A 20,064-nucleotide genomic window follows, 5' to 3' on the forward strand; every position below is an offset into this window, starting at 1 on the left:
AGCAGCGGCATCGCCTCGGACGCCGTGACCAGCTCCCGCAGCGGATGCCGCTCCAGCACCGCCGCCACCTGCGGGGACAGCGCCGGCGCCAACCGCTCCCCCACCGACAGGGAGTCGTCACCGAGCGCGCGTGCGGCGGCCCGGACGAGGTCGCGCTCCGCACCCTTCGGTGCTCCGGCGGCCGCCCGCTCGAACAGCTCGGCGCCCTCCTCCAGCACCAGCCCGACGTCGACACCTGCCGGGATCTTGACGCTCGCGTGGTGCCGCCAGGTGGCCAGCGGGTCGGACCAGGCCTCCACCCGGTAGGTCCAGCGGCCGGTCGCGTCCGGGGTGATCTCCGCGCCCCAGCGGTCACTGCCGGGCGACAGCTCCCGCATCGGTGTCCACGGGCCGCGCCGGCCCTTCGGATCGCGCAGGACCACATTGGCACCGACGGCATCGTGCCCTTCGCGGAACACGGTGGCCGTGACCTGGAAGGTCTCCCCGGCCACCGCCTTCGCCGGGCGCCTGCCGCACTCCACGGCCGGCCGGACGTCACGTACCGGTACACGGCCGATGGCCGGGGTCCCGCGCATGTATCTCACCTCCGCCGTGCGCGAAGCCGGGCACTTGGCCCGGCTTCGCGATCCGATACGGGCCGACTCACGTCGGTCCCGGGGGGAACGCCTTGTACGGTGCCAGCTCAGGGGCTGGACGCCGTGGAACGCCGCTCCGGTGGCGGCGCGCTTCGCGCCGAACGGCGGCGCTTCGGCCGCCCGTTCTGCTCACGCAGGTAGGTGACCAGGTTCGTGCGCAGATAGCGCTCGGCCGCGTCCGCCGCCTCGCGGGCGCAGCGTTTGCCCATCAGCACGCACAGCGTGTAACCCGAGTCCTCGAAGGTGGCCCGGACCGCGCGGTCGTGGGGCGAGGCGAGCATCACGCGCTCCCACGCCCGGTAACGCCGCAACTGCCGGGCCACTTCGGCCTTGGCGGGGAGCAGCATCGCCGTCTTCACCTTTCACGCTCTCGACTGGGCGCGTTCCCGACGGTCGGGTGGCGTCCGCGCACGGAAGGGCACGGCACCGTTACGGCGATCGAGGCTTTCACTTATGGTGCACGCACGACGACGCAGCGTCTTGTTGGAGCTTCAACCATGCGTGGTGTGTCGGGTGCTCGTGTTGCACGAATGGCGTAGTGCCCGCACCGTGGAGGTGACTCAGAAGCCATCGGCGCTCACGCTGTGTGTCCTGGAGCCTCCCGGACAGGCGAGGGGCGCACGAGCTTCGCCGGTGAGGAGCAAGCGACGATGGAGACCGCAGTGCCCTGCTACTACCACCTCGACGTGGAAGTCAGCCCGGAACGGGTGGGACAGGTCAGCCGCATCCTGGCCGCCCATTTGCGCTACTGGGACCTCGACAATCTCGCGGACCCCGTCCGCCGCGGCGCCGAGCTGCTGCTGCGGGCGATCCACCAGCACGCCTCCGACAGGCACACATCGATCGAGATGTGGTGGAACGGACAGCACCTGATCACCGCCTTCGGCGACGACGACCCCGATCTGCGCCCCGACCAGGACCTGCGCTCCTGCCTCGCGGACATCGCCGCCATGAGCGACGGCTGGGGCTGCTGCACCTCGGACCGCGGCAGCACCATCATCTGGTTCACCCAGCGCGCCCGCTCCGGCGAGCGCGTCCCGCGGGTGCCCCTCACGCCCGCGCCCACCCTGCGCCAGGGCCTCCCGCTGCCGCGCACACTGCCGGTCGCGCGGCTGGCCGCCCCGGCGGGCGCCCCGGACGACACCCTGGAGGGCAGCCGGTGACGTCCCGTACCTCCGGATCCCGGCAGGGGCTGCCCGCGTGGAGCGGGCAGCCCTATCCGTTGGGGGCCACCTTCGACGGACAGGGCACCAACTTCGCACTGTTCAGCGAGGTCGCCGAGCGCGTGGACCTGATCCTGCTGGACGACGCGGGCGCGCAGACCCCCGTCCGGCTGCACGAGGTCGACGGATTCGTCTGGCACGGCTACCTGCCCGGGATCGCCCCCGGCCGCCGCTACGGGTACCGGGTGCACGGGCCCTGGCAGCCGTCCCTGGGCCACCGGTGCAACCCGGCGAAGCTGCTGCTCGACCCGTACGCCATGGCCGTGGACGGCCAGATCGACAACCACCCCTCGCTGTACGAGCGCGCCCCCGACGGCCCGGCGCCCGCCGACAGCGCCGGGCACTCCATGCTGGGCGTGGTGGCCGACCCGTACTTCGACTGGGGCGACGACCGCCCGCCCCGCACGCCCTATGCCGACTCGGTCATCTACGAGGCCCACGTACGCGGCCTGACCCGCGCCCACCCGGACGTCCCGGAACGATTGCGCGGCACCTACGCCGGCCTCGCGCACCCCGCGGTCATCGAGCACCTGACCTCGCTCGGGGTGACGGCGGTGGAGCTGATGCCGGTGCACCAGTTCGTGCAGGACGGCGTCCTCCAGGACCGGGGCCTGGCCAACCACTGGGGCTACAACACCATCGGCTTCTTCGCCCCGCACAACGCCTACGCCGCCTTCGGCACCCGGGGTCAGCAGGTCAACGAGTTCAAGGCGATGGTGAAGGCGCTGCACGCGGCCGGCCTCGAAGTGATCCTCGACGTCGTCTACAACCACACCGCCGAGGGCGACGAGCGGGGCCCGACCCTGTCCTTCCGGGGCATCGACAACGCCTCCTACTACCGGCTGGTCGACGGCGACTGGGCGCACTACTACGACACCACCGGCACCGGCAACAGCCTGCTGATGCGCCACCCGTACGTGCTGCAGCTCATCATGGACTCGCTGCGGTACTGGGTCACCGAGATGCGCGTCGACGGCTTCCGCTTCGACCTCGCGGCCACGCTGGCCCGGCAGTTCCACGAGGTGGACCGGCTCTCGGCGTTCTTCGACCTGATCCAGCAGGACCCGGTGATCAGCCGCGTCAAGCTGATCGCCGAGCCGTGGGACGTGGGCGAGGGCGGCTACCAGGTGGGCAACTTCCCGCCGCTGTGGTCCGAGTGGAACGGCAAGTACCGGGACGCCGTACGGGACTTCTGGCGCGCCGAGCGCGGCTCGCTCGGCGAGTTCGCCTCCCGGCTGACCGGCTCCTCCGACCTCTACCAGCACAGCCGGCGCCGGCCCCGCGCGAGCGTCAACTTCGTCACCGCGCACGACGGTTTCACGCTGCGCGACCTCGTGTCGTACAACGACAAGCACAACGAGGCCAACGGCGAGGACAACCGGGACGGCGAGAGCCACAACCGCTCGTGGAACTGCGGGGCGGAGGGCGACACCGACGACCCGGGCATCCTCGAACTGCGCGCCCGCCAGCAGCGCAACCTGCTGGCGACGCTGCTGCTCTCGCAGGGCATCCCGATGCTCTCCCACGGCGACGAACTCGGCCGCACCCAGCGGGGCAACAACAACGCCTACTGCCAGGACAACGAGATCTCCTGGGTCGACTGGGAACTCGACCGCGAACAGCGGTCGTTGGCGGCGTTCACCCGGCACCTGATCGCCCTGCGCGCCGCCCACCCCGTGCTGCGCCGGAGCCGGTTCTTCCGCGGCGAGACCGCGACCAACGCCGACCAGCCGCTGCCCGACCTGATGTGGCTGCGGCCCGACGCCCGCGAGATGACCGACCGGGACTGGCAGCGCGGCGACGCCCACTCGGTGACGGTCTTCCTCAACGGCGACGCCATCGCCGAGCGCGACTCCTACGGGCGCCGGATGACCGACGACTCCTTCCTGCTGCTCGTCAACGGCTACTGGGAACCGGTCGTCTTCCGGCTGCCCGGCCCCGCGTTCGCCGAACGCTGGACGACCCTGATCGACACGGCCGACGCGGACGGCATCCCGGACGAGCGGGAACACAAGGCGGGCACGAGGCTGCGGACGGAGGCACGCAGTCTGGTCGTACTGTCCAGGCCGTCACGCGTCACCGCCGGGTGACGACCCTAGGGCCTGTCGTCACATTTCCGCCTGTCGTGCGGCGTCTGGCACGCGCTCCCCAGAGGAGGCACCCCCAGCCGCGTTGTCGTCGGTTGCCGACTCCCCCGCGCTCGGCTTCGCTCGGGCGGGAGGGCCCGCATCGCGTCGACTCCCTCCTCCGCCGTGCAGCCGCACGCACCGGACGCCGCGCGGCCCGCCCTTCGGGCGGACGACGGGAATGTGACGACAGGCCCTAGCGCTGCCGGTGCGAGGTCACCGTGAACTGGGCCCCGTCCGGGTCCCGCAGGATCGCCTCGTCCTCCGCCTCGCTCAGCACACTGCCGCCGTGCTTCTCCGCCGTGCGGGCGCAGCCCAGGACGTCCGCGACGGCGAAGTGGATCTGCCAGTGCGGCCGTACGGACGGATCCGGCGCCGACTCCACCGCGCCCGAGTCGATCCGGGCCACGATGTCGCCCTGGCTGCGCAGCACCACCTCGCCGCCCTCGTACTCCACCTCGCAGCAGCCCGGCTTCCCGGACGCCCAGTCGAGGATCTCGCCGTAGAACAGCGCGGCGTCGAAGGCGTCGCGCGTGTGCAGCCGGATGAAGGTCGGTGACGCCCGGCGCCAGGCCTCCCAGTTGCCGACCAGTTCCCCCTGCCAGATCCCGAACGTCGCCCCGTCCCGGTCGGCGAGCAGCGCGGCGCGGCCCGGCGGGAAGGACAGCGGTCCGACGGCCGCCGTACCGCCGCGCTCGCGGGCCCGGGCCACGGCCGTGTCGGCGTCCGGCACCGCGAAGTACGGCGTCCAGGCCACCGCCATCTGCCACATCGCGGCGACGGCCGCGATCCCCGCCACCGGCACCCCGTCGGCCAGCGCGATGCGGAAGTGCTCGCCCAGTTTCACGCCGCGCCAGCGCCAGCCCAGGACGGCCGTGTAGAACTCCTGGGTGGCCGCGAGGTCGCGGCTGGTCAGGCTCACCCAGCAGGGGGCGCCGAAGACGGAGTGCGTGGAGACGACGTCCCGTCTGCGCGGTCCACCGTCGGCGGGGGGCTTGTGGTTCATGGCGATCGCGTCCTGGGGTCGGGGACGGTCTGGCACCAGTGTCCACTGTGCGGCCCGGTTCGCGCTCCTCGGCCTCTCCTTCGACCGCCGTCCGGGGGAAATATCTCTGTAGCAGAGGTAATCTTCGAGTGTGGAACACGAGAGCTACCCGGAGGAGCTGGCGGACACGCTGGTGCGCATCCAGCGGCTGATCCGGCGCCGCCTGCGCGGCGGGCTCGCCCAGCCCCGGCTGCGCGGCGCCGAGGTGGAGCTGCTGCGGCTGGTCGAGTCCCGGCCCGGCATCGGCATCTCGGACGCCGCCAGGGCGCTGCACCTGGCGGGCAACTCCGTGTCGACCCTGGTCAACCAGCTGGTCAAGGGCGGCTATCTGGTCCGCGAGACCGACCCGGCCGACCGCCGGGCCGCCCGTCTGCTGCTCACCGGGGTCGCCGAGAAGAGGCTCGCCGACTGGCAGCGCCGCCGGGCCGAGCTGGTGTCCCGGCACGTCGCACGGCTCGACGAGGCCGACCGGGAGGCCCTCCGCGCGGCCCTTCCGGCGCTGCGCAGGCTGGCCGTCACCCTGCACGCGGAACACGAGGAACACGAGGAACACGAGGAGACAGCGAAGCCATGACGCAGCCCGAGGAACGGGACGTGAGTCCGGGCACGACGACGAGCGAGAGCACCGGTGTCGCCGACGGAGGAGCCGAGGGCGTCGCCGACGCCGTCTCCTGTACCTCCCTGGCCTACGCGTTCGGCGACACCAAGGCCGTCGACGGACTGGACCTCGCCGTCCGCGAGGGCGAGGTGTTCGGACTGCTCGGCCCCAACGGCGCAGGCAAGACCACCGCCATCCGCTGCGTCACCACGCTGCTGCCCGTCCCCGCCGGCAAGGTCCGGGTCTTCGGCCACGACGCGGCGAAGGAACGCATGGCGGTACGCCGGCTCCTCGGCTACGTCCCGCAGCAGCTCTCCGCCGACCAGGGGCTCACCGGCCGGGAGAACGTCGCCCTGTTCGCCCGGGTCTTCGACGTGCCCCGGCGCGAGCGCGCCGCCCGCGTCGCCCAGGCCCTCGCCGCCGTCGGCCTCGCCGACGCCGCCGACCGGCTCGCCGGCACCTACTCCGGCGGCATGATCCGCCGCCTCGAACTCGCCCAGGCCCTGGTCAGCGCGCCCCGGCTGCTGATCCTCGACGAGCCGACCATCGGGCTGGACCCGATCGCCCGCACCGGCGTGTGGGAGCACATCAACGCCGTCCGCGCCGCGACCGGCATGACCGTGCTCGTCACCACCCACTACATGGACGAGGCCGACCAGTACTGCGACCGGGTCGGCCTCATGCACCGCGGCCGGATCCGCGCCCTCGGCACCCCGGCCGAACTGCGCCAGGGACTCGCCGAACGCCAGGGCACCGACACCCTGCCCACCCTGGAGGACGTCTTCCGCGCCATCGCCGGCAGCGGCCTCGACGACGCGTCCGAAGGAGGTTTCCGCGATGTCCGCAGCACCCGCCGCACCGCGCACCGAGTCGGCTGACCACACGGATCTTCTGCTCACCCCGCCCGTGCCCCGCGCCGGCTGGCGGCTGCTGCCCGCCCGGGTCGTCGCCATGTGCGCCGTCGAACTGCAGAAGCTGCGCCACGACCGCACCGAGCTGTACACCCGCGCCGTCCAGCCCGCCCTGTGGCTGCTGATATTCGGCCAGACCTTCACCCGCATCCGGGCGATACCCACCGGCGGCATCCCCTACATCGACTTCATGGCGCCCGGCATCATCGCCCAGTCGGCGATGTTCATCGCGATCTTCTACGGCATCCAGATCATCTGGGAGCGCGACGCCGGCATCCTGAACAAGCTCCTCGTCACCCCGACCCCGCGCTCGGCACTCATCACCGGCAAGGCGTTCGCGGCCGGTGTGAAGTCGCTGATCCAGGCCGTCGTCGTCATCGTCATCGCGGCGATCCTCGGCGTGGCGCTGACCTGGAACCCGCTCAAGCTGCTCGGCGTCGCCGCGGCCGTCGTGCTCGCGTCCGCCTTCTTCTCCTGTCTGTCGATGACCATCGCGGGCATCGTGATGAGCCGCGACCGCCTGATGGGCATCGGCCAGGCGATCACCATGCCGCTGTTCTTCGGCTCCAACGCCCTCTACCCCGTTTCGGTGATGCCGGGCTGGCTCCAGGCCGTCAGCAAGGTCAACCCGCTGAGCTATCAAGTCGACGCGCTGCGCGGGCTGCTGCTCGGCACACCGTCGCATCTCGGCGCCGACTTCGCGGTGCTGGCGGTGGCCGCCGCGCTCGGCATCGCGGCCGCCTCCTCGTTGCTCGGCCGCCTGGCCCGGTGATCGCGCTCGCACGGCCCGCCGATCTTGTGCGAACGTGATGTGCGGCACGCGCGCGTACCCCCGGAGAAGGGACCGTGAACGGATTCTTCCTGGGCAGCGCTTGATCAGCGATCAAAGCGGGCGAACCCGCTGGCCACGGCGCATTCTGCCCATTTGACAGTGCGCTGAGCGCACAGATAGACAGCAGCTCTCGATAGGTCGAGAGGGGCACTGTGTACGAGCCGAACGTGGTCGGTGACTGGCACGAGTACGACGAGCATGCCGGTCTGCGGGTCCGCGTCCACCGCCTGGAGGCCGCGGAGCCGCCGCGCGGACGCGACGACGCCGCCGTGGGGCTGACGTACTTCAGTGTCCGGGTGACCGTCGAGAACCGCGGCGCGCGGCACTACGGCATCCATCTGGAGGACGGTCAGATCGACGTCCGCGTCGGCCAGGACGGCGAGGCCGCGTTCATGGACTGGCGCAACTCCCAGTTCATCGAGGGCTTCGACGTCTATCCGCTGCGCCGGGCCACCGCCGTGCTCTACGCCGCCGCCCCCGAGGCCGCCCTGACCCACGTGGACGTACAGGTGCAGCTGCGGGTGGAGGAGGAGTGGACCGACCGCAGGCTGTGGGCCGGCGGCATCGGTGTCCAGGAGGAGCCCGCCGCGGCCGCCCCGGCGGGCAGCCACCAGGGCGGCCTCGCCCACCAGGTCAGCGCCTTCCTGCGGGACCAGACGGAGCCGGGCTCCGCCTGATCCCGTCGGCCCGCGCGTCGTACGACGTCAGTGCGGGATGCCGTCGATGATCTCCCGGGCGCCCTGCCGGAGCAGCGCCACCGCGACCGAGGTGCCCAGCGTGGCCGGATCGAGCCGCCCGGCCCACTCGTGGGCGTTCAGCCGGGTCTTGCCGTCGGGCGTGAACACGCAGGCGCGCAGGGAGAGTTCCCCGCTGCGGTCCACGCGCGCGTACCCGGCGATGGGGCTGTTGCAGTGGCCCTGGAGCACATGCAGGAACATCCGCTCGGCCATCGCCTCCCGGTGCGTGTCCGGGTCGCCGAGCCCGCTGACCGCGTCGATGACGCCGGTGTCGTCCTCCCGGCACTGCAGCGCGAGGATGCCCGCGCCGATCGGCGGCATCATCGTCTCCGTGGACAGCACCTCGCTGATCACGTCGGTCCGGCCGATCCGCTCCAGCCCGGCCACCGCGAGCAGCAGCGCGTCCGCCTCGCCTTCGGCGAGCTTCGCCAGTCGGCGGTTGTCGTTGCCGCGGAACGGCACGCACTCCAGATGCGGGTGCGTGGCGGCCAGTTGGGCGATCCGGCGCACCGACGAGGTACCGATCCGGGTGCCGGCGGGCAACTCGTCCAGGGTGAGTCCGTCCGGGTGGACCAGCGCGTCCCGGATGTCGTCCCGCTTCAGGAACGCGGCGAACACCGTCCCGGCGGGCAGCGGCCGGTCGGCGGGCACGTCCTTCACGCAGTGCACCGCGAGGTCGGCCTTCCCGGCCAGCAGGGCCGCGTCGACCTCCTTGGTGAACGCCCCCTTGCCCTCGACCTGGGACAGGTCGCCGAGCCACTTGTCACCGGTGGTCTTCACCGGGACGACCTCGGTGCGCAGCTCCGGGTGCAGTGCGGCCAACTCGGTCCGGACCCGGTCGACCTGGGCCAGGGCCATGGGCGAGTCGCGGGAGACGATACGGATCAATTCGGGAACCGGCATGGGCACACGATAGACCTTCGGCGTTCATCGAAGGTCTTCGGGCAGGTCGGCCGCCGACTCCTCGGGCGCAAGGTCCGGGCGCAGCCGCAGCCAGACCGGCTGGCGCAGCAGCCCGTCCCGGGTGCGGGTGCTGTAGGAGACCTCGCCGACCAGCCGCGGCAGCACCCAGTGGGCGCCCGCGATCCGCGGCACCGGGTCGAAGGGACACCGCCCGCTCGCGGCGGCATCGAGCAGCCGGGCCAGCTCCAGGCGCTCCGCCTCGCTCCAGCCGGTGCCGACCCCGCCGACGTACCGCAGCCGCCCGCCCGAGCGCTGGCCGACCAGCAGCGCCCCGGGCAGTCCCGTCAGCCGCCCCTTCCCGGGCAGCCAGCCACCGACGATCACGTCCTCGGCCCGCATGTTCCGGATCTTGATCCAGGCGCGGGAGCGCACCCCGGGCTCGTACACCGAGTCCAGCCGCTTGCACACCAGCCCCTCCAGACCGTGCTCCCTGGTCGCCGCGAGCGCCTCCGTGCCGTGCCCGACGACGGCGCCCGGCACCGACCAGTACGGCCCCGCCAGCTCCAGCTCCGCCAACCGCGCCCGTCGTCGGACGTACGACTGCCGGACCAGGGACTCGCCCAGATAGGGAACGTCGAAGAGCACCAGGTGGACCGGCGTCTCGGCGGCCCTGCGCGCCGCCCGCGCGGGGGAGTGGGCGAGCCCCATCCGGCCCTGCAGCAGCTGGAAGTCGGCCCGGCCGTGCTCGTCCAGGGCCAGCACCTCACCGTCCAGCACGGCGGGCGTGGCGCCCAGGGCGGCGCCGAGCGGCCGGAGTTCGGGATAGGCCGCCGTGATGTCCTCGCCCGAGCGGGCACGCAGGAGGACACCGCCGTCGCCGGGCAGGTACACCATCGCCCGCTGGCCGTCCTGCTTGGTCTCGTACGCCCAGCGCGCGTCCTGGGCGGCGGGCGGCAGTCCGCCGGGCGTCGCGAGCATCGGCGCGATGAGAGGCAGGGGCGGGGGCGGGCGCGGGGGGACGGCGGTCACGGCTGAAGTCCTCGACCGCTTCCGCCGGCCGCACGCGCCTTCGCCCGCCGGTTCCCCCGAACGGGTCCCGCAGCGCACGCGGGATCAGGCGTGCCGGGTGTGCCGCAGATGGGCGAGTACCGCCAGTACCCTGCGGTGCCCGCCGTCGCTCGGCGGCAGGCCCAGCTTCAGGAAGACGTTGCCGATGTGCTTGCTGACGGAGCGCTCGGTGATGACGAGCGTCCGGGCGATCGTGGTGTTGCCGTGCCCCTCGGCCATCAGCCGCAGCACCTCCCGCTCGCGCGGGGTGAGCGCGTCCAGGGGCGAGTCCGCGTGGCGGGTCATCGACTCCGTCACCACCTCGGGGTCGAGGGCGGTGCCGCCGCGCGCGATCCGGTCCAGCGCGTCGAGGAACTCGTCCACACAGCCCACCCGGTCCTTGAGCAGGTAACTCACCCGACGCGGCCCCACCGCTCAGCAACGCGGCCGCGTACGACTCCTCGACGTACTGCGAGAGTACCGGGACCGGCAGTCCGGGCAGCCGCTCACGCGCGGCCAGTGCCGCGCGCAGTCCCTCGTCACGGAAGTGCGGCGGCATCCGTACGTCCAGGGCGGCGATGCCGGGGCGCTGGGCGAGCAGCGCCGGCAGGATCTCCGGCCCGCTGCCCACGACGGCGGCCACCTCGCGCCCGGCCGACGCCAGCAACAGCATCGGGCCCTCCCGGAGCAGGGCACCTGGCCGGGCTCGGCAGCCCCACCTGGTACGCCCGGTTCTGCGCGCAGGTGATGACCGACCCGGCGCTGCACGAGATCATGGTCGAGGAGTCCATGACCTCACCCGCGCTGCGCGATCGAGGCGCTGAACCGCGTCCTGCCCGAGCTGCCGCCCGAGGTCCGAGCCGAACGCGGCCAGATGGTCCGGCAGTTGATCCTGCACACCTGCGCCGAGCGGGAACGTGCCCTCGCCGAGGGCACCGCGACCCCGCGCGCCACCTGGGCGGGCGCGGCCGACGGGCTCGCCGACGCGATCGTCGGCCTGTGGCTGGCCCCGGTGGCGCGCGGCGCGCGCTGAACCCCGCGGACCCGGGCCCCCGGCTCCGGCGTCGTCCACGCCGGACCTCGCTCACCCGGAGCCACCGCACCCGGAGTTCACGCACCGGCTCACGCATCGAAGGTCACCACGACCTTCTCCGCCGCCCCCGGGGTGAGCGCCGGCTCGAAGGCGCGGCCGGCCTCGGCGAAGGGCACGCGGTGGCTGATCAGCCGGGCGAAGCGCCCATGGTGCTCGACCGGTTGGGGCGTGACCTCGAAGATCTCGGTCGGGTACCCCTGGGAGGCGATGAGCGTCAGCTCGCCGCGCAGCATGCCGCCGAGATCGATCTCGGAGCCCTTCTTCTGCACGGCGACCATGACCAGCCGGGCACCCCACTTGGCGGCACCGACGACGGTGTCGAAGACGGCGGCGGCTCCGCCGGCTGCCGGGCGACGGCGCGCACGTGCTGCGCACCGTGGAGGACGCCCTCGCCCTGCGCGCGGCTCGGGCCCGGACGGCACCTGGTCGTGGTCGGCGCCGGATTCCTGGGCGCGGAGGCCGCCGCCGTCGCGCGCGGCCTCGGCACCCGGGTGACCCTGTGGGGCGTGGATCTGCGCACCGGTGTCACCGTCGCGGGGGCGGGCGAGGGCGGCGTGCGACTCGCGGACGGCACGCGGATCCGGGCCGACGCGGTACTGGTCGCCGTCGGTTGGCCGCCCGACACCGAGTGGCTGGCCGGCAGCGGGCTCACCGTCGCCGACGGGCTGGTGTGCGACGCGTACTGCCAGGCCGCGCCCGGCGTCCACGGCGCCCGCTGTTCGGGGCGGGGATCCGGATCGAGCACCGCACCCACGCCGCCGCACAGGGCATGGCCGCGGCCCGCAACCTGCTCGCCCCCGAGCCCCGCAAGCCGTTCGCGCCGGCGCCGTACTTCTGGTCCGACCAGTACGACCTGGATGCCGCCGAAGGCCATCCGGACGTGGCGCCAGGCCGTCGCGGCGGGATGCGCCCGGCGGGACGCGGTGGGGTAGCGGCCCCGTCGGGGCGCTCACCCCTTGGCCGCGAGGCTCGCCGCGTTCGCCGCCACCACCGCCCCGATCCCCGCCCACTCCGCCGCGCCCAGGCCCTGGCCGAGCACGACCTGGCCGACCAGGGCCGCCAGCACCGGGTTGACACTCATGAACAGGCCGAAGGTCTGCGCGGGGACACGGCGCAGGGTCAGCAGGTCGGCCAGGTAGGGCACCGCGGAGGACAGGACGCCTGCCGTCACCGCGCACAGGACGGCCCCGGCCGTCGGCGGATGGCGCAGGACGACCACGATGCCGGCCGGGACGAAGGCCAGCGCCGAGACCGACGCGGCCGCCGCGGCGCCCTGCACGCCGGGTATGCGCCGGCCGACGACGCGGTTGAGCAGGATGTACGACGCCCAGCAGCATGCGGCGACCAGGCCGAGGGCCATCCCGGCGTAGTCGGCGGAGGGCCGCGGGCGCATCAGGACGATCACCCCGGCCGCGGCCAGCACCGCGCACCCGGCGTCCAGTCGGCGCCGCGTGGCGGCCAGGGCGATGGTCAGCGGACCGAGGAACTCCAGGGTCACGGCGAGCCCCAGACCGATCCGGTCGACGGCGCTGTACAGGCTGAGGTTCATCGTGCCGAACACCACGGCCAGCAGCAGCACCGGCCACCACTGCCGCCAGGTGAAGGCGCGCAGCCTGGGCCGGCCGACGGCGAGCAGGACGAGCGCGGCGACGTACTGCCGTACCGCGACCACACCGAGCGGACCGAGCACGGGGAAGGCCAGCGCCCCGACGGCGGCGCCGGTCTGGTTGGAGAGCCCGCTGCCGAACATGGTGGCCACACCGGCCAGGGGCCCGGACTGCGCCGGGGACGGGGTCACGGCCGTGGCAGCGGCCATGGCCGGGCGGTGGAGAGCGCGTCGCATACCGGGATCGTGTGTCACCCGCACTCTTGCGCAAAATGCATGCATCGGCCGATCTATACGCTGAGCGTATGCACGACATCGAGCTGCGCCAGCTGCGCTGCCTCGTGGCGATCGTCGACGAGGGCACCTTTACGGACGCGGCGATCGCCCTCGGCGTCTCCCAGGCCGCCGTCTCCCGCACCCTCGCCTCCCTCGAACGCGCCCTGGGTGTACGGCTGTTGCGCCGCACCTCGCGCGAGGTGACCCCCACCGCGACCGGGCTGCGGGTGGTGGCCCAGGCCCGCCGGGTGCTCGCGGACGTCTCCGACCTGGTGCGGGAGGCGACCTCGGGACACACCCGGCTGCGGGTCGGTTACGCCTGGTCGGCGGTGGGCCGGCACACGGTCGCCTTCCAGCGGCGCTGGAACGCGGCGCACGGCGACATCGACCTGCATCTCGTGCGCGTCAACTCGCCCGCAGCCGGGCTCGCCGAGGGTGCCTGCGATCTCGCCGTCGTCCGCAGACCGCTGGAGGACCGGCGGTTCGACACCGCGATCGTCGGCCTGGAGCGCCGGCTGTGCGCGCTCGCCGCCGACGACCGGCTCGCCCGGCGCCGTTCGGTCCGGCTGGCCGAGCTGACCGACCGCACCCTGCTCGTGGACCGCCGTACCGGCACGGCCACCGTCGACCTGTGGCCGCCGGACGCCCGTCCGGCCGTCTGGGAGATCCATGACGTCGACGACTGGCTGACCGAGATCGCCGCCGGACGCGGCATGGGCGTCACCGCGGAGTCGACCGCCCACCAGTACCCGCGGCCCGGCATCGTCTACCGGCCGGTGCGCGACGCCGAACCCGTCGCCGTACGCCTCGCCTGGTGGCGCGACGACCCGCACCCGGCCCGGCAGGCGGTGGTCGAGCTGCTCACCGAGCTGTACCGGTCGGCCTGAGGCGGGGCGACCGGACGACGCGGCCGAACAGCATGCGCTCGCGCGGCCGCGGCAGGAGATCCTGCGCGGCGACGGCACCGGCCCGGCGGCAGGTGGAGACCGAACTCGCCGAGCAGTTCGGTGCGACGCGGGCCAGCATCCGGTTGGCGCTCCGGCCGGGATGTCCCCAGCAGTCCCGGCCGTGCCCGAGCCGCTGAGCTTCCTGGTCGCCTAGGGCCGTATCATCGAGGCCCGCGCACTCGCGGCCCGGTATAAGGCCGAACTCCGCGCGGCGAGGGCGACAACCTCGGCTCCGCCCCGACCTTCGTGGTGCTGTTCGACCTCGGCGGCATCGTGGGCATGCTCCTCGCCGGCCGCGCCTCCGACGTGTTCGGCGCCCCGCGCGTCCGCGCGTCCGCGCGATCCGGTTCGCGCTCACCGCGGCGGGCGCAGCGGCGGCGGGCGGCGACTCGTCACCCCAGGTCGGCCGGCGTCACCTCCCGCCCTGTGCACGCCAGTTCCCCGTCCACCTCGGCACACGCCTCCACGCCGCGGGGCGAGGACACCGACAGCATCGGACTGCTGTCACCGGCGGAGTCGTCCGCCGGATAACTGGCCGACAGCACGTCCTCCCCCTTGCGCACCGACACCTCGTGGGCCCGCGCCGAGCGCAGCCGGACCTGGGACCAGGCGGTGCCGCAGGCCGCCGACCAACGCAGCCGGACCGTATAGGCGGTGTCGGTGACCGAGCTCGTGGTCCGCGCGTCCCGGGCGCACACCGAGGCGTCGGGCAACTCGCCTTGGCACGAGCGGGCGTGGCAGCGCGGCACCGCCGGCAGGGTGTGTGCGGCGGGCTCGGTGCCCGGGCGGACGGCCAGGATCACGGTGGCGGCCACCGCCGTGACCGCACCGAACAGGGCGAACGCCGACAGCGGCAGCCAGGAGGGGCGACGGGACGAGCGGTGTGACCGAAGCCGGCCCCGCGGTCGAACCCGGCCGGACTCCTCGGCCGGGTCCGCGCCCGGCGTGTCCGGTGCCGGCGGGGGCGCGTCGCCCACGTCGGCCGGATCCCACCGGGCGAGCACGGCGTCGGGATCGGCGCCGGCGAGCCGGCACAGCGCCTCCACGGCGGGCCGCGGCGGCGGCGTGCCGCCGGACAGATAGCGGTGCCACGCGGACTTGCTGTACGGAGTGCGTGCGGCGAGCGCCGCCAGGCTCAGTCCCGTGCGGTCCTTCAGGGCGCGCAGTATCGCCACCAATGGCTCGTCCGGCGTGGTCGATGTCGATGCTGTCGATGCCTGAGGGTGCCGCATCGTGCGTCCTCGACTCCCTTTTCCGCTATGGGCTCCCCTATGGGGGGTTTCGCCCCTGTTGTCGGAATGGCTTCCCGGGACTGCGGCGAGCGCAACACGCGGTGAGGTATGAGGAAGGTGAGGCGTGGGCGTACCGAAGGCCCGTTCGCAGGTCGTCGAACGGGCCTTCGATGTGTGGGCGGTGCGGCGGTGAGGGACCGTCAGCACCAGGGCAGGGCGCGGCGGGTGCGGACGTAGTGCGCCGTGACGTAGCCCCGGTGGTGCGCGAGCCGGTACCAGGTGCGGTTGCCGTGGACCCACGAGCCGCGCGTCCGGCAGGTGAGGTGCAGGTACTGGCCCGCGTGCCGGTGGCCGATCACCCGGTAGCCGGTTCCCGGGCCGGAGCGGACGTTGAGCCGTGCGTAGCCGGTGGTGACACGGCCGTAGGTGCGGTACGAGTGGTGCCGGTGCAGGCGGTACGGGGCGTGGTGGATGTGGTGGGCGTGGTACTGACCGATCGCGGCGGATACCGGGTATGGGGTGGCGGTGTCGGCGGGTGCGGCCCCGGCCGCCGTGGGCAGGAACGCGAGGACCGCGACCGTGGCCAGCAGACCGCTCTTGAGGGTCTGTCGGATCATGGCAACCTCCGGCTGTCGTTCTCGTGACCACGAGCCGTGATCACGACAGCCAGCGTTTCCGTGGCGGGCCGCCGCGATGCCGTTCCGGCGTCCCCGGGGACACCCGGGACGTCCCCCGGGACGGATCCCCGCGCCGCGGCCCCGCCCGCCTGCGCCGGAGCGGACCGGCGTTCCGCCGTGCCGCCCGTCTCCGCGCCGGTCCGGGTGAACGTCCCGGTGGGTGTTCGGGGGTGTCCGCGTCAGACGGTCTCGGCGAAGGTGATGGTCCGCTCCTTCAGCAGCGGGAACACCGTGCCCCGGATCAGCTCCGCGAAGTGGGCCGTCCGCTTGTGCGCCTCGAAGCCGTCGCGGTCGGTGTACCGCTCGTACAGCAGGAACGCCCCCGGCTGGTCCACCACCTCGTGCGCCTCGTAGGCGAGGTTCGCGGGCTCGGACGCGACCAGCTCGCGCATGGTGCGGAGCGCGTCACGCACGGTGTCCGCGTCGGCGGGCGCGCACTGGTACTGGGCGACGGCGGCGAAGGCCATGGGTTCCTCCGGGGTTCTTCGGGGCGGGTCGTGGTTCTGCCGATTGCAGCACGCGGGTGGCGGGCGGCGGTCCGTACGACACGCGTCCGGTGGTGTCGGCCGGAGTCGCTTGAGGGTGAAGCGGAAGTTACTTGACTTACGCAATGAGCTGGTAAACTGGCGGGTATGCCCGCGGAATCGCTGTCCGAGCTGCCCGTCGCCTCCCCGGAGGTGGTCGAGATCGAGCGCGCTCTGACGCGCGTCACCTACCTCAGCACGCGATCCCGGCAGCACGAGCGGCTGATGGGGCTGGCCGGCGTGCCGCTGGACCGGGCCGCGGTGGCGCTGCTGCGGCAGATCGCCGACTCCGAGCCGCTGCGGCCGGGCGAGCTGGCGCAGCGCCTGGGCGTCGAGGCCTCGCACGTGACACGGACCGTCCAGCAGCTCCAGCGGGCCGGCTACGTCAGCCGCGTCCCGGACCCCGACGACCGGCGGGCCCAGCGGATCCAGCTGACCGACGCCGGGCGGGAGGCCGTCGGACGGATCCGGGAGGCCGGCGCCCGGGGCATGCAACTCGCCCTCGCCGGCTGGCGTCCCGAGGAGCTGCGGCAGATGGCCACGCTCTTCCACCGCATGGTCGACGACTTCCTCGCGTACACGGTCGAGGAGGACTCCGGCCGGGAGGTCGACGCCGCCTCGCCGGTGACCGGCTGACGGGCGTCGCCGTACGGGGACGGCGGTGCGGGCGCCGCCTCTACCGTCCAGTAATATCCGGCCGCAGGCCGGCGGAGCCGGAACACGGTGTGGCCGGCGCAGCGGGGCGCACAGTCGCCCGAGACGAGGAGGGACGGTCGTGACCGAACGCATCGAGGTCGGGAGCAAGGTCGAGGACTTCGCTCTGCCCGACGAGACGGGCACCACCCGCAGGCTCACCGAGCTGCTGGCCGACGGGCCCGTGGTCCTCTTCTTCTATCCCGCCGCCATGACCCCCGGCTGCACCGCCGAGGCCTGCCACTTCCGTGACCTCGCCGCCGAGTTCGCCGCCGCCGGCGCCCGGCCCGTCGGCATCAGCGGCGACACGGTCGACAAGCAGCAGGAATTCTCGGGCGCCCACGGCCTCGGCATGCCGCTGCTCTCCGACGTCGACGGCGCCGTGCGCGAGCGGTTCGGCGTCAAGCGCGGTTTCTCCCTCGCCCCCACCAAACGTGTCACCTATGTCATCGCCCAGGACCGCACCGTGCTGGAGGTCGTCCGCAGCGAGCTGCGCATGAACACCCACGCCGACCGGGCCCTCGCGGCCCTGCGCGCCCACCAGGGCTGAACCCGGCGCCAACGGCGCGCTTGATGCTCCGGAACAATCGGAACATCCTTGGGCGTATGAAGCATGTCGCCGCAGTGGCGATCATCGATGCCGTCGGCACCGTGACCGGGTGGAGCGACGGCGCGCGGCAGCTCACGGGCCGCCCGGCCGCGGACGTCGTGGGCCGGCCGGCGGCCGGCCTGCTCGCCGAGGACATCCCCGGCGAGATCCTCGCCGCCCGCACCGGCACCGTCGTCCTGCGGCACCGTGACGGCCACCGTGTCCCGCTGGCCCTGACCGCGCTCCCCGTGGCCGGCGCCGGCGGCGAGCCCGCCGGTTTCGTCGTGACGGCCCACCCGCCCGCCACGGCCCTGGCCGCCCAGGCCTTCGAGCAGGCCTCCATGTCCATGTCGGTCTTCGACCTCAAGCAGCACTACCTGCGCGTCAACGATGCCGCCGGGCAGGTCCTGGGCGTCCCCGAGGAAGCGCTGATCGGCCGGCACTTCCTGGAGACCGTCGAGGACGTGGAGCACAGCCGCGGCTTTCTCGCCCATCTGCGCCAGGTCGCCGAGACCGGCCGGGCGCTGCGCTACGAGAGCTTCACCGGCGCCCCCGCCCTCAACCGGGAGCACGCCTGGACCACCGAGATGTGGCCCCTGCACGACGAGTCCGGCACCCTGACCGCGGTCGCCCTCGCCGCCCTCGACAGCAGCGAACAGTACTGGGCCCAGGCACGCCTCGTCCTGCTCAACGAGGCCGCGGCCGCCATCGGCACCACCCTCGACGTGGTCCGCACCGCCGAGGAAGTGGTCGAACTGCTCGTGCCGCGCTACGCCGACTTCGCCAGCGTGAACCTCCTCGACTGGGTACTCGGCACGGAGGAGCCGCCGATGATTCCGGACGGCCCCGTCACACTCCGGCGCGTCGCCCACGGCTCCACCCGCGAGGGCAACCCCGGCGCGGCCGTGCACCTCGGCGAGGCCGACGCCTACGAACCCTCCTCACCGCTCGCCAGTGCCCTGCGCGAAGGCCACTCCGTCCTCAGCCAGGCCGCTGAGCCGGAGTTCGTGAAGTGGCTGGAGGAGCGCAACCTCCGCTCGCCCGAGGGCCGCCCCTTCCGCGAGGGCGCCCACTCCGTGCTCGCGATGCCGCTGCGCGCCCGCGGCACCACGCTCGGCGTCGCGGTCTGCGTCCGCATGGCCCACCCCGACGCGTACGGCCCCGACGACGCGGTCTTCGCCGAGGAACTCGGCAGCCGCGCCGCCGTCTGCATCGACAACGCCCGCCGCTTCGCCCGGGAGCGCAGCACCGCCCTCGCCCTCCAGCACAGCCTGCTCCCGCGCGGCCTGTCCGGACAGGTCGCGCTCGACGTCGCCCACCGCTACCTGCCGTGCGGCTCCCTGGCCGGCATCGGCGGCGACTGGTTCGACGTCATCCCGCTCTCCGGCGGCCGGGTCGCCCTGGTCGTGGGCGACGTGGTGGGCCACGGCATCCAGTCCTCGGCCACCATGGGCCGGCTGCGCACGGCCGTACGCACCCTCGCCGACGTCGACCTGCCGCCGGACGAACTCCTCACCCACCTCGACGACCTGGTTCTTCTGCTCGCCGCCGAGGACAGCGGCGACGACATCCGCGAGGAGGTCGCCGAACTCGGCGCCACCTGCCTGTACGCCGTCTACGACCCCGTCTCGCGCCGGCTCAGCCTGGCCGCCGCCGGCCACCCGGCCCCGGCCGTCGTCCTGCCCGGCGGCACCGCGGAGACCGTCCCCATGACCGCCGGGCCGCCGCTCGGCGTGGGCGGGCTGCCGTTCGAGGCGACGGAACTGGACCTGCCCGAGGGGTCCGTCGTCGCGCTCTACACCGACGGCCTGCTCGAAGACCGCGACCGGGACTTCGACGGCGCCACCGACGCCCTGTGCCGGGCCCTGACCACACCCGCCGACTCCCTCGACGCCCTGTGCGACAGCGTCCTGAAGGCGGTCCTGCCCCACCAGCCCGGCGACGACGTCGCCCTGCTCCTCGTGCGCACCCGCGCCCTCGGCGCCGACCGGGTGGCCACCTGGGACGTGCCGCCCGACCCCGCCGAGGTCGCCACCTTCCGCCAGGCGGTCGGCGAACAACTCGGCGCCTGGGGGCTGGACGAGGCCACCTTCGTCACCGAACTCGTCGTCAGCGAACTCGTCACCAACGCCATCCGCTACGGCGAACCGCCCATCCAGCTCCGCCTGATCCGCGACCGCGCCCTCATCTGCGAGGTCTCCGACGCCAGTTCCACCTCCCCGCATCTGCGCCGGGCCAACGACTACGACGAGGGCGGCCGCGGACTGCTCCTGGTCGCCCAGCTCACCCAGCGCTGGGGCAGCCGGCAGACCGGCCGCGGCAAGACCATCTGGGCCGAACAGGCGCTGCCCGAGGCCTGATCACCGCCCC

The 20,064-nt window shown here is 73.4% G+C and carries 20 protein-coding genes and 3 pseudogenes; 12 read left to right on the forward strand and 11 right to left on the reverse strand.

All coding sequences use genetic code 11. The annotated features are described in order from the left end of the window. Positions 1–575, reverse strand: a 575-nt coding sequence (locus ACZ4MF_RS34030) for a maltotransferase domain-containing protein (protein ID WP_467496185.1), incomplete at its 3' end; no start/stop codon positions are given. Between the two features lie 107 nt (positions 576–682). Beyond that, positions 683–982: a DUF5133 domain-containing protein gene (locus ACZ4MF_RS34035; protein ID WP_071376163.1), complete on the reverse strand. Its 300-nt coding sequence runs from the start codon at positions 980–982 to the stop codon at positions 683–685. A 303-nt stretch (positions 983–1,285) separates the two neighbouring features. On the opposite strand from ACZ4MF_RS34035, the gene ACZ4MF_RS34040 reads away from it, so the two are divergent. Both ACZ4MF_RS34040 and glgX read left to right on the forward strand, forming a co-directional pair. Further along, on the forward strand, positions 1,286–1,798 hold the full coding sequence (locus ACZ4MF_RS34040; RefSeq protein WP_467496187.1) for a pep a2: 513 nt from the start codon (positions 1,286–1,288) through the stop codon (positions 1,796–1,798). A gap of 29 nt (positions 1,799–1,827) precedes the next feature. Beyond that, positions 1,828–3,948, forward strand: coding sequence for a glycogen debranching protein GlgX (gene glgX / locus ACZ4MF_RS34045; protein WP_467496374.1), 2,121 nt, complete (start codon positions 1,828–1,830; stop codon positions 3,946–3,948). Positions 3,949–4,180: 232 nt separating this feature from the next. On the opposite strand, the gene ACZ4MF_RS34050 is transcribed toward glgX, so the two are convergent. Then, complete coding sequence (locus tag ACZ4MF_RS34050; protein ID WP_467496189.1) at positions 4,181–4,990, reverse strand: VOC family protein; 810 nt, start codon at positions 4,988–4,990, stop codon at positions 4,181–4,183. 130 nt (positions 4,991–5,120) lie between these two features. Here ACZ4MF_RS34050 and ACZ4MF_RS34055 point away from each other — a divergent pair, with 130 nt between their 5' ends. From ACZ4MF_RS34055 to ACZ4MF_RS34070, 4 genes are all read left to right on the forward strand, one after another. Beyond that, positions 5,121–5,603, forward strand: a complete 483-nt coding sequence (locus ACZ4MF_RS34055; protein ID WP_467496191.1) for a MarR family winged helix-turn-helix transcriptional regulator — start codon at positions 5,121–5,123, stop codon at positions 5,601–5,603. Beyond that, complete coding sequence (locus ACZ4MF_RS34060) at positions 5,600–6,505, forward strand: ABC transporter ATP-binding protein (protein WP_467496193.1); 906 nt, start codon at positions 5,600–5,602, stop codon at positions 6,503–6,505. The genes ACZ4MF_RS34055 and ACZ4MF_RS34060 overlap by 4 nt, the downstream gene beginning before the upstream one ends. Continuing rightward, positions 6,465–7,310: an ABC transporter permease gene (locus tag ACZ4MF_RS34065; protein WP_467496195.1), complete on the forward strand. Its 846-nt coding sequence runs from the start codon at positions 6,465–6,467 to the stop codon at positions 7,308–7,310. The genes ACZ4MF_RS34060 and ACZ4MF_RS34065 overlap by 41 nt, the downstream gene beginning before the upstream one ends. A 212-nt stretch (positions 7,311–7,522) precedes the next feature. Next, positions 7,523–8,047 carry a hypothetical protein gene (locus tag ACZ4MF_RS34070; protein ID WP_467496197.1) on the forward strand — a complete coding sequence of 175 codons (525 nt, stop codon included), beginning with the start codon at positions 7,523–7,525 and terminating at the stop codon, positions 8,045–8,047. Positions 8,048–8,074: 27 nt separating this feature from the next. Here the strand turns inward: ACZ4MF_RS34070 and hemC are convergent, their stop codons facing one another. From hemC to ACZ4MF_RS34085, 3 genes and pseudogenes are all read right to left on the reverse strand, one after another. Continuing rightward, a complete protein-coding gene (hemC, locus tag ACZ4MF_RS34075; protein WP_467496199.1) occupies positions 8,075–9,016 on the reverse strand; it encodes a hydroxymethylbilane synthase in 942 nt (313 codons plus the stop codon). 18 nt (positions 9,017–9,034) lie between these two features. Then, on the reverse strand, positions 9,035–9,988 hold the full coding sequence (locus ACZ4MF_RS34080) for an ATP-dependent DNA ligase (protein ID WP_467496376.1): 954 nt from the start codon (positions 9,986–9,988) through the stop codon (positions 9,035–9,037). Positions 9,989–10,123: 135 nt separating this feature from the next. Next, a pseudogene (locus ACZ4MF_RS34085) lies at positions 10,124–10,730 on the reverse strand (response regulator transcription factor). Between the two features lie 8 nt (positions 10,731–10,738). Here ACZ4MF_RS34085 and ACZ4MF_RS34090 point away from each other — a divergent pair. Next, positions 10,739–11,090, forward strand: a pseudogene (locus ACZ4MF_RS34090) (TetR/AcrR family transcriptional regulator); the annotation flags it as partial. 89 nt (positions 11,091–11,179) lie between these two features. Here ACZ4MF_RS34090 and ACZ4MF_RS34095 read toward each other — a convergent pair. Continuing rightward, complete coding sequence (locus tag ACZ4MF_RS34095; protein WP_467496201.1) at positions 11,180–11,428, reverse strand: hypothetical protein; 249 nt, start codon at positions 11,426–11,428, stop codon at positions 11,180–11,182. 53 nt (positions 11,429–11,481) lie between these two features. Here ACZ4MF_RS34095 and ACZ4MF_RS34100 point away from each other — a divergent pair. Next, positions 11,482–12,006, forward strand: a pseudogene (locus tag ACZ4MF_RS34100) (FAD-dependent oxidoreductase); the annotation flags it as partial. Positions 12,007–12,099: 93 nt separating this feature from the next. Here ACZ4MF_RS34100 and ACZ4MF_RS34105 read toward each other — a convergent pair. Next, positions 12,100–12,909 carry an EamA family transporter gene (locus ACZ4MF_RS34105; RefSeq protein WP_467496378.1) on the reverse strand — a complete coding sequence of 270 codons (810 nt, stop codon included), beginning with the start codon at positions 12,907–12,909 and terminating at the stop codon, positions 12,100–12,102. A 152-nt stretch (positions 12,910–13,061) separates the two neighbouring features. Here ACZ4MF_RS34105 and ACZ4MF_RS34110 point away from each other — a divergent pair, with 152 nt between their 5' ends. Beyond that, positions 13,062–13,919 (forward strand): LysR family transcriptional regulator, encoded by an 858-nt coding sequence (locus tag ACZ4MF_RS34110; protein ID WP_467496203.1) that lies wholly within the window; start codon positions 13,062–13,064, stop codon positions 13,917–13,919. Between the two features lie 452 nt (positions 13,920–14,371). Here the strand turns inward: ACZ4MF_RS34110 and ACZ4MF_RS34115 are convergent, their stop codons facing one another. The 3 genes from ACZ4MF_RS34115 to ACZ4MF_RS34125 form a co-directional block, all read right to left on the reverse strand. Then, entirely contained in the window at positions 14,372–15,154 is a 783-nt protein-coding gene (locus tag ACZ4MF_RS34115; RefSeq protein ID WP_467496205.1) for an XRE family transcriptional regulator, read from the reverse strand. Between the two features lie 257 nt (positions 15,155–15,411). After that, a complete protein-coding gene (locus ACZ4MF_RS34120) occupies positions 15,412–15,828 on the reverse strand; it encodes an SH3 domain-containing protein (protein WP_467496206.1) in 417 nt (138 codons plus the stop codon). 239 nt (positions 15,829–16,067) lie between these two features. Further along, a complete protein-coding gene (locus ACZ4MF_RS34125) occupies positions 16,068–16,355 on the reverse strand; it encodes a putative quinol monooxygenase (protein ID WP_467496208.1) in 288 nt (95 codons plus the stop codon). A gap of 165 nt (positions 16,356–16,520) precedes the next feature. On the opposite strand from ACZ4MF_RS34125, the gene ACZ4MF_RS34130 reads away from it, so the two are divergent. The 3 genes from ACZ4MF_RS34130 (at position 16,521) to ACZ4MF_RS34140 (ending at position 20,054) form a co-directional block, all read left to right on the forward strand. Next, positions 16,521–17,048: a MarR family winged helix-turn-helix transcriptional regulator gene (locus tag ACZ4MF_RS34130; protein ID WP_467496210.1), complete on the forward strand. Its 528-nt coding sequence runs from the start codon at positions 16,521–16,523 to the stop codon at positions 17,046–17,048. A 139-nt stretch (positions 17,049–17,187) separates the two neighbouring features. Next, positions 17,188–17,655, forward strand: a complete 468-nt coding sequence (locus ACZ4MF_RS34135) for a peroxiredoxin (protein WP_467496212.1) — start codon at positions 17,188–17,190, stop codon at positions 17,653–17,655. 56 nt (positions 17,656–17,711) lie between these two features. Beyond that, on the forward strand, positions 17,712–20,054 hold the full coding sequence (locus ACZ4MF_RS34140) for a SpoIIE family protein phosphatase (protein ID WP_467496214.1): 2,343 nt from the start codon (positions 17,712–17,714) through the stop codon (positions 20,052–20,054). Positions 20,055–20,064 lie beyond the last annotated feature (10 nt).

This window comes from Streptomyces sp. NPDC025793, assembly GCF_055558375.1.

Excerpts from the sequence above, each read along its gene's own strand:
- ACZ4MF_RS34035 (WP_071376163.1), bottom strand. The coding sequence starts at position 982 with ATGCTGCTCCCCGCCAAGGCCGAAGTGGCCCGGCAGTTGCGGCGTTAC.
- ACZ4MF_RS34040 (WP_467496187.1), top strand. The coding sequence starts at position 1,286 with ATGGAGACCGCAGTGCCCTGCTACTACCACCTCGACGTGGAAGTCAGC.
- ACZ4MF_RS34050 (WP_467496189.1), bottom strand. The coding sequence starts at position 4,990 with ATGAACCACAAGCCCCCCGCCGACGGTGGACCGCGCAGACGGGACGTC.
- ACZ4MF_RS34060 (WP_467496193.1), top strand. The coding sequence starts at position 5,600 with ATGACGCAGCCCGAGGAACGGGACGTGAGTCCGGGCACGACGACGAGC.
- ACZ4MF_RS34065 (WP_467496195.1), top strand. The coding sequence starts at position 6,465 with ATGTCCGCAGCACCCGCCGCACCGCGCACCGAGTCGGCTGACCACACG.
- ACZ4MF_RS34080 (WP_467496376.1), bottom strand. The coding sequence starts at position 9,988 with ATGCTCGCGACGCCCGGCGGACTGCCGCCCGCCGCCCAGGACGCGCGC.
- ACZ4MF_RS34095 (WP_467496201.1), bottom strand. The coding sequence starts at position 11,428 with ATGGTCGCCGTGCAGAAGAAGGGCTCCGAGATCGATCTCGGCGGCATG.
- ACZ4MF_RS34110 (WP_467496203.1), top strand. The coding sequence starts at position 13,062 with ATGCACGACATCGAGCTGCGCCAGCTGCGCTGCCTCGTGGCGATCGTC.
- ACZ4MF_RS34120 (WP_467496206.1), bottom strand. The coding sequence starts at position 15,828 with ATGATCCGACAGACCCTCAAGAGCGGTCTGCTGGCCACGGTCGCGGTC.
- ACZ4MF_RS34125 (WP_467496208.1), bottom strand. The coding sequence starts at position 16,355 with ATGGCCTTCGCCGCCGTCGCCCAGTACCAGTGCGCGCCCGCCGACGCG.
- ACZ4MF_RS34130 (WP_467496210.1), top strand. The coding sequence starts at position 16,521 with ATGCCCGCGGAATCGCTGTCCGAGCTGCCCGTCGCCTCCCCGGAGGTG.
- ACZ4MF_RS34140 (WP_467496214.1), top strand. The coding sequence starts at position 17,712 with ATGAAGCATGTCGCCGCAGTGGCGATCATCGATGCCGTCGGCACCGTG.